This window comes from Actinomadura syzygii (assembly GCF_008085905.1).
Taxonomy (GTDB): Bacteria; Actinomycetota; Actinomycetes; order Streptosporangiales; family Streptosporangiaceae; genus Spirillospora; species Spirillospora syzygii.
Genome location: NZ_VSFF01000004.1, coordinates 96,273 through 110,188, shown reverse-complemented (window position 1 = coordinate 110,188; position 13,916 = coordinate 96,273). Strand labels below are relative to the sequence as shown.

Annotated in this window: 12 protein-coding genes; 10 read left to right on the top strand and 2 right to left on the bottom strand. The window is 73.1% G+C overall.

Annotation, left to right across the window (positions count from 1 at the left end):
- Positions 1-178 precede the first annotated feature (178 nt).
- Genes FXF65_RS10725 through FXF65_RS10700 form a run of 6 tightly spaced genes read left to right on the top strand, consistent with a single transcriptional unit; the run spans position 179 to position 8,077 of the window.
- The gene (locus FXF65_RS10725; protein WP_222868490.1) at positions 179-3,085 is read left to right on the top strand and encodes a bifunctional glycosyltransferase/CDP-glycerol:glycerophosphate glycerophosphotransferase; all 2,907 of its coding nucleotides are present in this window, start codon (positions 179-181) and stop codon (positions 3,083-3,085) included.
- A complete protein-coding gene (locus tag FXF65_RS10720) occupies positions 3,066-4,292 on the top strand; it encodes a glycosyltransferase (protein WP_148349612.1) in 1,227 nt (408 codons plus the stop codon). Before FXF65_RS10725 ends, FXF65_RS10720 begins: the two co-directional genes overlap by 20 nt.
- Before the next feature lie 23 nt (positions 4,293-4,315).
- Positions 4,316-5,497 carry an acyl-CoA dehydrogenase family protein gene (locus FXF65_RS10715; RefSeq protein WP_148349611.1) on the top strand — a complete coding sequence of 394 codons (1,182 nt, stop codon included), beginning with the start codon at positions 4,316-4,318 and terminating at the stop codon, positions 5,495-5,497.
- The gene (locus tag FXF65_RS10710; protein WP_148349610.1) at positions 5,494-6,270 is read left to right on the top strand and encodes an SDR family oxidoreductase; all 777 of its coding nucleotides are present in this window, start codon (positions 5,494-5,496) and stop codon (positions 6,268-6,270) included. The genes FXF65_RS10715 and FXF65_RS10710 overlap by 4 nt, the downstream gene beginning before the upstream one ends.
- A gap of 12 nt (positions 6,271-6,282) precedes the next feature.
- Positions 6,283-6,900 carry a TetR/AcrR family transcriptional regulator gene (locus tag FXF65_RS10705; RefSeq protein WP_148349609.1) on the top strand — a complete coding sequence of 206 codons (618 nt, stop codon included), beginning with the start codon at positions 6,283-6,285 and terminating at the stop codon, positions 6,898-6,900.
- Positions 6,901-6,922: 22 nt separating this feature from the next.
- Positions 6,923-8,077 (top strand): acetyl-CoA C-acetyltransferase, encoded by a 1,155-nt coding sequence (locus FXF65_RS10700; protein ID WP_148349608.1) that lies wholly within the window; start codon positions 6,923-6,925, stop codon positions 8,075-8,077.
- Here the strand turns inward: FXF65_RS10700 and FXF65_RS10695 are convergent.
- Positions 8,074-9,744, bottom strand: coding sequence for a glycerol-3-phosphate dehydrogenase/oxidase (locus tag FXF65_RS10695; protein ID WP_148349607.1), 1,671 nt, complete (start codon positions 9,742-9,744; stop codon positions 8,074-8,076). The genes FXF65_RS10700 and FXF65_RS10695 overlap by 4 nt on opposite strands.
- Before the next feature lie 31 nt (positions 9,745-9,775).
- Here FXF65_RS10695 and FXF65_RS10690 point away from each other — a divergent pair, with 31 nt between their 5' ends.
- Both FXF65_RS10690 and FXF65_RS10685 read left to right on the top strand, forming a co-directional pair.
- Positions 9,776-10,321, top strand: coding sequence for an FGGY family carbohydrate kinase (locus FXF65_RS10690; RefSeq protein ID WP_246198487.1), 546 nt, complete (start codon positions 9,776-9,778; stop codon positions 10,319-10,321).
- A gap of 37 nt (positions 10,322-10,358) precedes the next feature.
- On the top strand, positions 10,359-11,534 hold the full coding sequence (locus tag FXF65_RS10685) for an acyl-CoA dehydrogenase family protein (protein ID WP_148349605.1): 1,176 nt from the start codon (positions 10,359-10,361) through the stop codon (positions 11,532-11,534).
- Between the two features lie 118 nt (positions 11,535-11,652).
- Here FXF65_RS10685 and FXF65_RS10680 read toward each other — a convergent pair whose 3' ends face one another.
- The gene (locus FXF65_RS10680) at positions 11,653-12,003 is read right to left on the bottom strand and encodes a winged helix-turn-helix transcriptional regulator (protein WP_148349604.1); all 351 of its coding nucleotides are present in this window, start codon (positions 12,001-12,003) and stop codon (positions 11,653-11,655) included.
- A gap of 47 nt (positions 12,004-12,050) precedes the next feature.
- On the opposite strand from FXF65_RS10680, the gene FXF65_RS10675 reads away from it, so the two are divergent.
- On the top strand, positions 12,051-12,941 hold the full coding sequence (locus tag FXF65_RS10675; RefSeq protein ID WP_148349603.1) for an NAD(P)-dependent oxidoreductase: 891 nt from the start codon (positions 12,051-12,053) through the stop codon (positions 12,939-12,941).
- Between the two features lie 37 nt (positions 12,942-12,978).
- Positions 12,979-13,839, top strand: coding sequence for a helix-turn-helix transcriptional regulator (locus FXF65_RS10670; RefSeq protein ID WP_148349602.1), 861 nt, complete (start codon positions 12,979-12,981; stop codon positions 13,837-13,839).
- Positions 13,840-13,916: the final 77 nt, after the last annotated feature.

Sequence of the window (13,916 nt, the reverse complement as noted above, 5' to 3'; positions counted from 1 at the left end):
GCGCCCGGCTCCCCGGCCGGGCGCCTTCTGGCGTTCCGGGGGAAGTGACCAGTGCCTCCGGTGAAGTCGGGTAATGCCAAGCGTTGACAGCCTTTGCCCGCCCTTGGACCTCACTGCGGCGTTTCTGGAAAGGAATGCGACACCGCGTCCCGCCGGAGCGTGGGAAGGAGAGGTCGCCGTGCGCCCCGATGTCAGCGTCGTGGTGATCGCCTACAACGACGCGCGGCGGCTGCCCCGCGCGGTCGGCTCCGCGCTCGCGCAGTCGCTCGGCGGCGTCGAGACGGTCGTCGTCGACGACGCCAGCACCGACGGAACGGCCGAGATCGCCGACCGGCTGGCCGCCGCGCATCCCGGCCGGATCAGGGCCGTCCACCTGCCGGAGAACTCGGGCGGCTGCGGGCGTCCGCGCAACACCGGCATCGAGGCGTCGACCGGCCGGTACGTGATGTTCCTCGACAGCGACGACCTGCTGGACCGGCACGCCTGCCTGAATCTCCTCGCCGCCGCCGAGGACACCGGTGCCGACATCGTGTCCGGGCTGTGCGACCGGATCTTCCTGGACGTGCCCGTGGGCGTGAAGGGACGGGTCCGCGCCTGGTATCCGTGGCTCTACCGGAACAGGGCCGTGTACGAGGCCCTGGACGACAACCCCGACCTCCTCTACGACACGCTCTCGACCAACAAGGCTTACAGGCGGGGATTCCTGGAGGAGCACGACCTCCGTTTCGTGGAGCAGCTGCACTACGAAGACTTGCTCTTCACAGCCGAGGCGTACCTCGCGTCAGGACGGACGGCGCTGATCCCGCACCGCGTCTACAACTGGCTCGTCCGGGAGCGGACGCTCGACCCGTCAATCTCCAACCGGCGCGCCGAACTCGCGAACTTCGCCGACCGGCTGGAGATCCACCGCCGCATCGACCGGCTGTTCGAGGCGCGCGGCGCGCACGCGCTCGGACAGGCCAAGGACGTCAAGTTCGTGAACCACGATCTGATGCTCTACCTGCGCGAACTGCGCGACCGCGAGGAGTCCTACCGGGCCCGCTTCCTCGATCTGGCGGCCGGGTACCTGGCCGGCCTCGACCCGCACGTGTTCGAGGAGGCGAACCCGCTGTCGGCGATCGCCGCCTACCTGATCCGCGAGGGCGACCACGCGGGCGCGCTCGCCGCCGCCGAGTACGACCCGGCCGGGCGCGCCGAGCTGCGGGCGCGGCTGGTCGAAAGGGACGGACGGGTCTTCTGGGGCGCGAGCGGTCCGAGCGGGAGCCTGGGGCACCGCGTCCTGGACGTGACCGGGTTCGGCTTCCACGTCCGGCCCCTGAAGGAGCTGCGTCCGGCGAACACGGTCACGCGGCTGGAGGTCCGGGACGGGCGCGTCCGCATGGCCGGGCACATGCTGAACCCGCTGAACCGGATCGGCCCGGACGCCGCCCTCTCCGGCACGCTGGAGTTCCGCGACCGGCGGGGCCGCGCCCCGCGCGGGCGGGTGCCGGCGGCCGTCCGGTACGAGGGCGACCGGATCGGCTGGCGGGCCGAGTTCGACCCGCGGCGGCGCATCAGGCCGGTCGGGTTCGTCGACCCGGTGTGGGACGTCCGGCTCCGCCTCCGCGTGGACGGCGAGGAGATCGTCACCCGGCCCGGCCCGGGCCCCGGCGCGCCGCCGCTGGACGGGGCGGCGGCGCTGCCCGTCCGTCCCCGGCTCACGCGGTTCGCCGCCGACCGGCTCCGCTCGTACGTCACCGAGGGCGGGCATCTGGCGTTCGCCCTGGAGGCGGGGAGCCCGTGGGCGCGGCGGGCGGGGACGGCCGCGCGCCGGGCCGTCCGCTCCCGGGCCGGGCGGCTGGCCTGGCGGCACACCGGACGGCGGGCGCGGCGCGCGAAGAAGGGCGTCCGCGCGGCGCTGACGTCCAAGAAGACCAAGACCGCCGTGTTCAACCGGGTGCTGAGCAGGCTCCCCGTCAAACCCGCGGTGGCCGTCTTCGAGAGCCACATGGGACGCCAGTTCTCGGACAACCCGAAGTACATCTACCGGGAACTGCGCAGGTCGGGCAGGCACGTGGACGCGGTCTGGTCCTACGCCTCGTCCCGGGAGGGCTTCCCCGGCGACGCCCGGTTGGTGCGGCGCGGCACGTGGGCCTACTACCTGGCGCTCGCCCGCGCCCGCTACTGGGTCGACAACCAGGGCTTCCCGGACGGCCTGCGCAAACGCCCCGAGACCACCTACATCCAGACCTGGCACGGCTCGGCGTTCAAGCTGATGGGGCTCGACCAGCCGCGGCTCAAGCACGGCCCGGCCGCCGACCGGGCCAAGCTGCGGCGGATGGTGGAGCGGTTCGACTGCTTCCTCGTCCGGTCCGGGCACGACGTGGAGACGCTGTGCGCGGGGCTCGGCGTCCGCTCGGAGCTGCTCGCGACCGGGTATCCGCGCAACGACCCGCTGGTCAACGGGCTGGACGGCGACCCGGAGCTGGCCGCCGAGGTCGCCGCGCTGCGCCGCGCGCTCGGCCTGGACGACGGCCGCCGCGCCGTCCTGTACGCGCCGACGTTCGCGACCGGCCCGCGCGGGCGCCCGGTCAGGCTGCTGGACCCGCCCGTCGACCCGGACGTGTTCGCGCGGGAGCTGGGGGAGGAGGCCGTGCTGCTCGTCCGGCCGCACTACCTGTGCCGGGCGAACGTCCCGCCGGGCGCCCGCGCGGTGATGCGGGACGTCGGCCGCGTCCCCGACGTGACCCCGCTGCTGCTCCTCGCCGACGCGCTGGTCACCGACCACTCGTCGATCATGTTCGACTTCGCGCTGCTGGACCGGCCGATCGTCCTGCACCTGCCGGACGGCCGCGACCTCGCGCCCGGCTACTTCGACCTGGAGCGGCACGCCCCCGGCCCGGTCACCCGCACCGAGGACGAGCTGGTCGCCGCGCTCGCGGCCCTGGACGACGCCGCGCCCGGCCACGCCGCGCGCCGCCGCGCGTTCGCGGCCCGGTTCGGCGAGCACGACCGGGGATCGGCCGCCAGGGCCGTCGTGGAGCGCTATTTCCCCACATCACGGACTGTCCGGGGGAGGGAGCACCATGGCCGCCGCACCGCGTGACGTCTTCATCGTCTGCAACAACGCCGACGACATGGGCGGGCTGCAGCGCTGGGCGCACCACATGGCGCGGCGGCTCGCCGAGCGCGGCGACCGCGTCACGCTCGTCGGGATCACCCGCGGCGATCTCCCGCACCACCACGACCGGGACGGCTCGTACGCCGTCGAGGTGCTGCACCGGGTGTGGCGCCCGCCCGTGCTGGCCTGGCGTCCCGCGACGGCGGCGCAGCGGCTGAACGTCGCGGCCCGCACCCGCGGCGCGTGGCGGGCGGCCGCCCAGCGGCGCGGCGCGGCCCGGCTGTCGGAGCTGTTCGCCGGGGCCCGTCCCGGCGCGGTCGTGATCGCCGCGCAGGTGTGGGCGATGGAATGGGTCCGGCGGGCGGACACCTCCGGGCTGCGGGTCGTCGCGATGAGCCACGAGTCGTTCGAGGCGACGCGCGCGTCGTCGCGCTACAAGCGGGTCAAGGAGCACTACGCGGACGCCGACCGGATGCTCGTGCTCACCGCCGAGGACGCCGACGCCTGGGCCAGGGCGGGCATGACCAACGCCGACTACGTCCCGAACCCGGTGCACGTGACGCCGGACGTCCATCCGACGCTCGACCTCCCGGTCGTCGCCTGCGTCGGGCGCCTCTCCTACGAGAAGGGCGTCGACCTGCTGCTGGAGGCGTGGGAGCGGGTCGCGGCGCGGCATCCCGGCTGGCGGCTGCACGTCTACGGCGCCGGTCCGGACGAGGAGCGCCTCCGGGAGCAGGCGGCCTCGCTCGGCTCCGTGGAGTTCAGGGGCGTGATCGCCGACGTGGAGGAGGCGCTGGTCGAGGCGTCGGTGTTCGCGCTGCCGTCCCGCGCGGAGGGGTTCCCCATGTCGGTCCTGGAGGCGATGGCGTACGGTCTGCCGACGGTGGCGTTCGACTGCGCGCCGGGCGTCCGCACGCTGATCGAGGACGGCCGGGGCGGCGTGCTCGTCCCGCCGGGCGACACGGCCCTGTTCGCGAAGGAGCTGGAGCGGCTGATGGAGGACCCCGAGCTGCGCCGCGCGCTCGGTGCCGAGGCCCGCGCGTCGGTGCTGCGGTTCCATCCGGACGCGGTGCTCGCCCGCTGGGACCGGCTGTTCGACCTCCTGCACCGCGACCGGCCGTCCGGCGCGCCGGAGCGCGCGGCGCGCTCCGTCCCGGTGACGGAACCCGCGGCCCGGAGTGATTCTTTCTAACAAGTGTTTGGTAGAGTGCTCGCGTGACGGAGCATGAGTCCCCGGCGGACCGGGCCTTCCGCGCCGAGGTCCGCGACTGGCTGCGGACCGAGCTGGCGGGCCGGTTCGCGCACGCCCGCGGCCTCGGCGGCCCCGGCCGCGAGCACGAGGCGTTCGAGGAGCGGCTCGGCTGGGAGCGGCACATGGCCGCCGCCGGCTGGACGTGCGTCGGCTGGCCCGAGGAGTACGGCGGACGCGGCGCCACCGTCGAGCAGCAGGTGATCTTCAACGAGGAGTACGCGCTCGCGGACGGGCCCGCCCGGGTCAACCACATAGGGGAGAACCTCCTCGGCCCGACGATCATCGCCTTCGGCACCGACGCGCAGCGCGCCCGGTTCCTGCCGCCCATCGTGGCGGTGCGGGAGCTGTGGTGCCAGGGCTACTCCGAGCCGGACGCCGGGTCCGACCTCGCCAACGTGCAGACCCGCGCCGAGTTGGACGGCGGCGAGTGGGTGATCAACGGCCAGAAGGTGTGGACGTCCCTCGCCGTCGAGTCCGACTGGTGCTTCGTCGTCTGCCGCACCGAGCCGGGCTCGTCCCGGCACCACGGGTTGTCGTATCTGCTCGTCCCGATGCGCCAGGACGGCGTGGACATCCGGCCGATCGTCCAGCTCACCGGCACGTCCGAGTTCAACGAGGTGTTCTTCGACGGGGCTCGCACGGACGAGGCCGACATCGTCGGCGCGCCCGGCGACGGCTGGAAGATCGCGATGGCGACGCTCGGGTTCGAGCGGGGCGTCGCGACGCTCGGCCAGCAGGTCGGGTTCCGGCGCGAGTTCGAGGGCGTCGCGGAACTCGCCAGGCGCACCGGGGCGATCGGCGACCCGCTGCTGCGCGACCGGCTGACCAGGTCCTACATGGGCCTGGAGATCATGCGGCTGAACGCGGTCCGGACGATGGCGGGCGTCGCCGCGGGCGCGCCGGGCCCGGAGTCGTCGATCTCCAAGCTCGTCTGGGGAACCTGGCACCGTGAGCTGGGGGAGCTGGCCATGGACGTCCTCGGCGTCGCCGGGCTCGTCATGGACGGCGAGCCCTACGACCTGAACGACTGGCAGCGGCTGTTCCTGTTCTCCCGCTCCGACACGATCTACGCCGGGTCGAACGAGATCCAGCGCGACATCATCGCCGAGCGCGTCCTCGGGCTGCCGAGGGAGGCCCGCGGATGACGCCCCGCTACGTCCCCGGGCACGGGCTGCTCGACGGCCGCACCGTCGTGATCACCGCGGCGGCCGGGGCCGGGATCGGCGGCGCGACCGCGCGGCGCTGCCTGGAGGAGGGCGCCCGCGTCCTGCTCTCCGACGCGCACGAGCGGCGGCTCGCCGCGTCCGCCCTCGAACTGGCGGAGGAGTTCGGCGCCGACCGGGTCGCCGCGCTGGCCTGCGACGTCACGTCCGAGGAGCAGGTCACCGCCCTGTACGCGCTCGCCGTGGAGCGTTTCGGGCGCGTCGACGTCGCCGTCAACAACGCCGGGCTCGGCGGGACGTCCGACCTCGTCGACATGACCGACGACCAGTGGGGGCGCGTCCTCGACATCACGCTCACCGGCACCATGCGCTGCACCCGCGCCGCCCTGCGGGCCATGCGCGGCCAGGGCTCCGGCGTGATCGTCAACAACGCCTCGGTGATCGGCTGGCGGGCGCAGCGCGGGCAGTCGCACTACGCCGCCGCCAAGGCCGGGGTCATGGCCCTCACCCGCTGCTCCGCGCTGGAGGCGGCCGACTTCGGCGTCCGGGTGAACGCGGTGTCGCCGTCCCTCGCCATGCACCCGCACCTGGTCAAGGTGACCTCGGAGGAGCTCCTGGCCGACTTGACCCGCCGCGAGGCGTTCGGCCGCCACGCCGAACCATGGGAGGTGGCCAACGTTATCGTCTTCCTGGCCAGCGACTACTCCTCGTACATGACGGGCGAGGTCGTCTCCGTCTCCTCACAGCACGCATAGGACGTATCCACGATGAGTCCACGACGGCGCGACGCCGAGGGCACCGCCGCCGCCCGCGCGGAGCGGCGGGCCGAGCTGCTCGCCACGGCCGCCGAGGTGTTCGCCTCCCAGGGCTACTCCGCGACGACCGTCCGGCAGGTCGCGGACGCCGCCGGGATCCTCGGCGGCAGCCTCTACTACCACTTCGACTCCAAGGAGGCGATGGCCGACGAGATCCTGTCGACCTTCCTGGACGAGATGTGGGCCGCCTACGAGCGCGTCCTCGGGGCCGGGCTCAGCGCCCGCGACACGCTCGAAGGGATCGTCGTCGAGTCGTTCCGGACGATCGACCTGCACCGCCCGGCCGTCGTGCTGTACCAGAACGAGTCGAAGCACCTCGCGACGAGCGAGCGGTTCGCCTACCTGCGCGAGTCGCGGAGCCGGTTCGAGGAGATGTGGCTCGCGCTGCTGGAGCGCGGCGTGCGGGAGGGCGCGTTCCGCGCCGACCTCGACCCGGGCCTGGTCTACCGGTTCATCCGCGACACCGTCTGGGTCGCCGCCAACTGGTACAAGCGCGGCGGACGGCTGTCCTCCGACGACATCGCCAAGCAGTACCTCGCCCTGTTCCTGGAGGGGATCGAGGCAGGCTAGCCCCCGTACGAAGGAGAGTCCCATGGCCGAGGCCTACATCGTCGACGCGGTCCGCGCTCCGGTCGGGCGGCGCGGCGGCGGCCTGTCCGGCGCGCACCCCGCCGACCTCGGCGCGCACGTGCTGACCGCGCTGATGGAACGCACCAAGGTCGACCCGGCGGCGGTGGAGGACGTCGTGTTCGGCTGCGTCGACGCCGTCGGCCCGCAGGCCGGGGACATCGCCCGCACCTGCTGGCTCGCCGCCGGGCTCCCCGAGGAGGTGCCGGGCGTCACCGTCGACCGGCAGTGCGGGTCGTCGCAGCAGGCCGTGCACTTCGCCGCGCAGGCCGTCCTCGCCGGGACGTCCGACCTGGTCGTGGCGGGCGGCGTGCAGAACATGTCGCAGATCCCGATCGCGTTCGCGATGACCGCCGCCGAGCCGCTCGGGTTCACGCGGGGCCCGTTCCTGGGCTCGACCGGCTGGACGCGCCGCTACGGCGACGCGGAGGTCTCCCAGTTCAACGGCGCCGAAATGATCGCGCGTGACTGGGACATCTCCCGCGAGGACATGGAGGAGTTCGCCTACGAGTCGCACCGGCGGGCGATCCGGGCGATCGACGGGGGGCGGTTCGAGCGCGAGATCGTCGCCTACGAGGGGGTGTCGGCGGACGAGGGGCCGCGCCGTGACACGTCGCTGGAGAAGATGGCCGGGCTGAAGACGCTGGTCGAGGGCGGACGGCTCACCGCCGCGCTGTCATCGCAGATCTCCGACGGCGCGGCGGCGCTGCTCATCGCGTCTGAGCGGGCCGTCAAGGACCACGGGCTCACGCCGCGTGCCCGCGTCCACCACATCTCGGCGCGCGGCGAGGACCCGATCCGGATGCTGTCGGCGCCGATCCCGGCCACGGCGTACGCCTTCAAGAAGACCGGCATGACGATCGACGACATCGACGCCGTCGAGATCAACGAGGCGTTCGCGTCCGTCGTGCTGGCCTGGCTGAAGGAGACCGGCACGGACCCGGCGAAGGTCAACCCGAACGGCGGCGCCATCGCCCTCGGCCACCCGCTCGGCGCGACCGGCGCCCGCCTCATGACGACGCTGCTGCACGAACTGGAGCGGACCGGCGGGCGCTACGGCCTCCAGACGATGTGCGAGGGCGGCGGCCAGGCCAACGTCACCATCCTCGAACGCCTCTAGACGGCGGTGAGGGGCGGTTCGGGCTCGGCGACGGCCGGGCCGCCGCGCCGCTCCGCCGTGATCTGGAGGACGTACCGCTTGATCTCGTCGGCCACGTCGTCCTCGCTCCAGCCGAGCCGGTCCGCGAGGAGGCGGGCGACGTGGGCGGCGGCCGCGACGCCGCCGTCCCATTCCTCGATCGAGACCCGCAACCGCCGGGCCAGGACGTCCTCCAGGTGCAGGGCGCCCTCGTGGGTCGCCGCGTAGACGGCCTCCGCGCACAGGTAGTCGTCCGCGCCGGGGATGGGGGCGGCGAGCGCCGGGTCGTCCGCGACCAGGTCCAGGACCTCCCGCGCGCACGTCCCGTACCGGCGCAGCAGGTGCTCGACGCGCGCGACGTGCAGGCCGGACGCGGCGGCCAGCCGCCGCCGCTCGTTCCACAGCACCTCGAACCCGACCGCGCCGAGGAGCGGGAGGCGTGCGGTGACCGACTCGGGGACGGCGTCGTCCAGGCTCGCGGCGACGGCGTCCACCGCGTCCCGCGCCATCACCCGGTAGGTGGTGAACTTGCCGCCGGTCACGACGACGAGACCGGGCACGGGCTCGGCGACGGCGTGTTCGCGCGACATCCGGGTCGTGTCGTCCGCCTCGGCGGACAGCAGCGGCCGCAGCCCCGCGTACACGCCCTCGACGTCGTCGCGGGTCAGCGGGGTGCGCAGGACGGCGTTCGCCTGATCGAGCAGGTAGGCGACGTCGGTGTGGTCGGCCACGGCTTCGTCGGGGCCGTCGTCGTGCGGGGTGTCGGTCGTGCCGATGAGCCAGTGCCGTCCCCACGGGATGATGAACAGCACGCTCCTGGACGTCCGCGTGATCACCCCGGTGTCCATCGGGATGCGGTCGCGCGGCACCACCAGGTGGACGCCCTTGGACGCCCGCACCCCGAACGCGGCGCGGGAGCCGGTCATGGCTTGGGCGCCGTCCGTCCACACGCCGGTCGCGCAGACGACGCGGCGGGCGCGGACGGCGATCTCCCGTCCGTCCTCCAGGTCGAGGACGCGCGCGCCCGTCACTCGCTCGCCCTCGCGCAGGAACCCGGTCACCTCGGCGCGCGTGACGGCCTTCGCGCCGTACCGGGCGGCGGTGCGGACGACCGTCATCGTGTAGCGGGCGTCGTCCACCTGCGCGTCGTAGTACTGGATCGCGCCGACGAGGGCGTCCCGGCGCAGCGCGGGCGCGGCCCGCAGCGCGCCGCGCCGGGTCAACTGCCGGTGCCGGGGGAGCGCCCGCGCCCCGCCCATCGAGTCGTACAGGGTGACGCCCGCGCCCACGTACGCCCGCTCCCACACGCGCCCGCGCAGCGGATAGAGGAACGGGACGGGACGCACCAGATGCGGCGCGAGCCGGTTCAGCAGCAGACCGCGCTCCCGCAGCGCCTCCCGGACGAGCCCGAAGTCGCGCCGCTCCAGGTAGCGCAGCCCGCCGTGGATCAGCTTGCTCGACCGGCCGGACGTCCCGGCCGCCCAGTCCCGCGCCTCCACCAGCGCGACGGACAGGCCCCGCGAGATCGCGTCGAGCGCCGCCCCCGCGCCGACGATCCCGCCGCCGACGACCAGGACGTCGAACTCCGTCTCCGTGAGGGCGCGCACGGCGTCCGCGCGGTAGAGCGGTCCGAGGGCTACGGATGTCACTGCGATGCTCCCGAGAAGAGGTCCGTCACGAGTGTCGGTCGGCCGGGTTGCGGCGAGCCGTCCCCGGACGAACGTCCCGGACAACAGCACGCCGCGGCCCGGCGAAAGGACGCTTTGGCGCTGGTCGTCGTCCCAGGTTGAGCGGGTGGCGCCGGAGGCGCTGGCGCGGGCGGACGCGACGACGTCGCAGATAGCGGCGGTGGGGATCGCGAACCAGCGCGAGACGACCGTCCTGCGGGACCGGCTGACCGGCGTCCCGATCGGCCGCGCTATCGTCTGGCAGGACATGCGCACCGGCGCGCTCGTGGACGAGCTGAACCGCGCCCCCGGCGCGGCGGTGGTCACCGAGCGCAGCGGCCTGCCGATCGTGACGTACTTCTCGGCGCCGCGCGTCCGCCGGCTGCTCGACCACACGCCCGGCCTGCGGGCGCGGGCCGAGCGCGGCGAGGTGCTGTTCGGCACGATGGAGAGCTGGCTGATCTGGAACCTGAGCGGCGGCGTCGACGGCGGCGTGCACGTCACGGAGCGCACGTTCGACTGGATCCGCGCGGGCGAGGACCCGGCCGCGCGGCCGTAGAAGCGGCGCGATACGCGCTTCGCGAAAGGGAATCTGAGTGAGCAGGCTGCAGCAGACGCACGGGCTGACGGACGAGCAGCGCGAGATCGTCGCGACCGTCCGGGCGTTCGCCGACAAGGAGATCATCCCGGCCGCCGCCGAATTGGAACGTGCCGACGAGTATCCGCACGCGATCGTGGACGGGATGCGCGACCTCGGGCTGTTCGGCCTGATGATCGGCGAGGAGCACGGCGGGCTCGGCGAGTCCCTGCTGACCTACGCGCTCGTCGTCGAAGAATTGGCGCGCGGCTGGATGAGCATTTCCGGAATCGTCAACACCCATTTCATCGTCGCGTGGATGATCGCCCAGCACGGCACCGCGGAGCAGAAATCGCATTACCTGCCGAGAATGGCGGAGGGCGATATCCGGGGCGCGTTCTCGATGTCGGAGCCGGGCTGCGGCTCGGACGTCTCCGCGATCACGACGCGCGCCGTCCCGGACGGTGACCACCACGTGATCGACGGCCAGAAGATGTGGGTGACGAACGGCGGGTCGGCGAACCTGGTCGCCGTCCTCGTCAAGACCGACCCGGACGCCGGGCACCGCGGCATGACCACGTTCCTCGTCGACAAGACGCCCGGGTTCGGGGAGGTCGAGCCGGGGCTGACCATCCCCGGCAAGATCGACAAGATGGGCTACAAGGGCGTCGACACCACCGAGCTGATCTTCGACGGCTACCGCGTCCCATCAGCGCGGATACTCGGCGGGACGCCCGGTCGCGGCTTCTACCAGATGATGGACGGCGTCGAGGTCGGCCGCGTCAACGTCGCCGCCCGCGCCTGCGGGGTCGCCCGCCGCGCCTACGAGCTGGCCCTCGGCTACGCGCGGCAGCGCGAGACGTTCGGCCGCCCGATCGCCGACCACCAGGCCGTGCTGTTCCGCCTCGCCGAGATGGCGACGAAGGTCGAGGCCGCGCACCAGATGACGGTGATGGCGGCGCGCCGCAAGGACGCGGGCGAGCGCAACGACCTGGAGGCCGGGATGGCGAAGTACCTGGCGAGCGAATACTGCAAGGAGGTCGTCGAGGACGCGTTCCGCATCCACGGCGGCTACGCCTACTCCACGGAGTACGAGATCGAGCGCCTCTATCGTGAGGCCCCGATGCTGCTGATCGGCGAGGGCACCGCCGACATCCAGAAAATGATCATCGGCCGCCGCCTCCTGGAGGGCTGACGGACCCTCCGCGATACCCACTTTTTTGTGGGTACTTGGCTGGATGCGCCGATGGGGCGAAGGTGGGTGGTGGGCGGCGAACCGGCCGCCCACCAGGGAGAACGGAGGTGGCGCGCGTTCAGTTGACCGGCTGTGCGGCGGTCAGCGTCTCCAGCCGCCGGTGACCCCAGTCGGACAGCGGGGCCAATGCCTCGGAGAGGTCGCGGCCGAACCCGGTCAGGGAGTACACCGTCTTCAGCGGCAACCCATCGTGCACCTCGCGGTGCACGAGGCCGTCGTCCTCCATTTCGCGGAGCGCCTGGGTCAGCACCTTCTCGCTGAGCCCCGGAAGCCTCCGGCGCAGCTCGCCGGGACGGTACGGGCGGTCCTCCAGCAGCCAGAGCAGGGCGGTCTTCCATTTGCCGTCGATCACGGCGATCGCGGCGGTCACCCCGCAGACGCCGGTCTCCTGAGCCTGCTTGCGCGTCATCGAATTCCCATTTGCCGCTTCGTAGATTCTTTTATGGAGGTTAATCGATGTCCGATCAGTCTGCCGTCACCGTGATCGGCCTCGGCCCGATGGGGCGCGCCTTGGCGGGCGCCTTCGTCCGCGCCGGGCTGCGGACCACCGCCTGGAACCGGACCCCTGGCCGGGACGGCGAACTCGTCGAACTGGGCGCGGTCCGCGCCGAGTCGCCCGAGGAGGCGGCCGCCGCCAGCGAACTGACCGTGGTGTGCGTCGTGGACCAAGAGGCGGTGGGCTCGGTACTGCGGCGCGAGGCGGTGACCAGCGCGCTCAAGGGGCGCACGGTGGCGAACCTCTCCGCGAGCACCCCCGCCAAGGCCCGTGACACCGCCGACTGGGCGTCCGTCCACGGCGTCCGCTACCTGGACGGCGCGATCATGACGCCGATCGGCACCATCGGAACGCCGGACGCCGTCTTCCTCCACAGCGGCCCGAAGGACCTCTACCGGGAGCATCACCCGGCGCTGGAGGCGCTCGGCGGTTCCCACACCCACCTGGGCGAGGACCCCGGCCGCGCCGCCGCGTACGAGATCGCGCTGCTGGACGTCTTCTGGACCGCGATGGCGGGCTACGCGCACGCCCTCGCGGTGGCGCGGGCGGAGGGGATCACCGCCCGCGAGCTGGCCCCGTTCGCCACGGGCATCGGCGCGATCCTCCCGCCGATCTTCGAGGAGCTCGCGGACGGCGTGGACGGCGGCGACTACTCGGGCGAGAGCAACCCGATCACCTCGGCGGCGTCGTCCATGGCGCACATCATCGACACGTCCGAGGGGCACGGGATCGACTCGGGCGTGATGCGCGCCGTCGAGGGCCTGGCCCGCCGCGTCATCGGGACGGGCCACGGCACCGACGGGTTCATCCGCGTCACCGACCTCCTCCGGGCGGAGGCGGCCGTCCGATAGCCGTGGTCGTTCGGGAGCGGCGGTTATCGTTGACGGCATGGCCAGTCCAGCCTCAGCCTCCGCTCCCGGCCGCCGCCACGAGGAACTGCGCGACTTCCTGCGGACCCGCCGCGCCCGGCTCGCCCCCGCCGACGTCGGCATGCCGGACGGCGGCCGCCGCCGGACGCCGGGACTGCGCCGCGAGGAGGTCGCGGTGCTCGCCGGGGTCGGGGTCTCCTGGTACACGTGGCTGGAGCAGGGCCGCGACATCAAGGTGTCCGGGGACGTGCTGGACGCGGTCGCCCGCGCCCTCCGCCTCGACCGCGCCGAACGCGAGCACCTGTACCTGCTCGCCGGGCTGAACCCGCCGCAGGCGGAGGCCGGCCCGGCCGTCCCGATCACGCCGGAGCTGCGCCGGATTTTGGACGCCTGGTCGCCGCGCCCCGCCTACGTCCGCGACCGGCACTGGAACTTCGTTGCGATCAACGACGCGGCGCGCGAGGTGTTCGGGTACGGCGACGTCGACCACAACTGCCTCGTCACGTTCTTCACGAACGTCCGGTACCGGTCGGTGCACGCGCACTGGGTGGCGGCGGCGCCGGGCGTCGTCGCCCGGTTCCGCGCCGACGCCGCGCGCTTCCCCGACGACCCCGAGTTCGCCCGGATCGTCGACGACCTCCTCGCGGTCAGCTCCGAGTTCGCCGAGCTGTGGCCGCGCCACGAGGTGAGCGCGCCCGCGCAGGCGGTCAAGGCGATCAGGCATCCGGAGGTGGGCGAGCTCGTTTTCGAGGGGACGCTGCTGCCGCTCGCCGACCGTCCGGGGCAGCTCCTGGTGCTGAACAACCCGCGTCCCGGAACGGGCACGCAGGAGCGGCTCGAAGCGCTGATGGCCCGCCGGGGGCTGATCGCCGCGAACTGACCGGCGTCCGAGGGTGGTGGTGCCACACCCAGTATGAGCAGCGTCTGTTTCATCCCCCTTCCGTGCCACAGGATCGT

Coding starts and splice junctions, on each gene's coding strand:
- FXF65_RS10670 (WP_148349602.1), top strand. CDS start 12,979: ATGGCCAGTCCAGCCTCAGCCTCCGCTCCCGGCCGCCGCCACGAGGAA.
- FXF65_RS10675 (WP_148349603.1), top strand. CDS start 12,051: ATGTCCGATCAGTCTGCCGTCACCGTGATCGGCCTCGGCCCGATGGGG.
- FXF65_RS10700 (WP_148349608.1), top strand. CDS start 6,923: ATGGCCGAGGCCTACATCGTCGACGCGGTCCGCGCTCCGGTCGGGCGG.
- FXF65_RS10705 (WP_148349609.1), top strand. CDS start 6,283: ATGAGTCCACGACGGCGCGACGCCGAGGGCACCGCCGCCGCCCGCGCG.
- FXF65_RS10680 (WP_148349604.1), bottom strand. CDS start 12,003: ATGACGCGCAAGCAGGCTCAGGAGACCGGCGTCTGCGGGGTGACCGCC.
- FXF65_RS10720 (WP_148349612.1), top strand. CDS start 3,066: ATGGCCGCCGCACCGCGTGACGTCTTCATCGTCTGCAACAACGCCGAC.
- FXF65_RS10710 (WP_148349610.1), top strand. CDS start 5,494: ATGACGCCCCGCTACGTCCCCGGGCACGGGCTGCTCGACGGCCGCACC.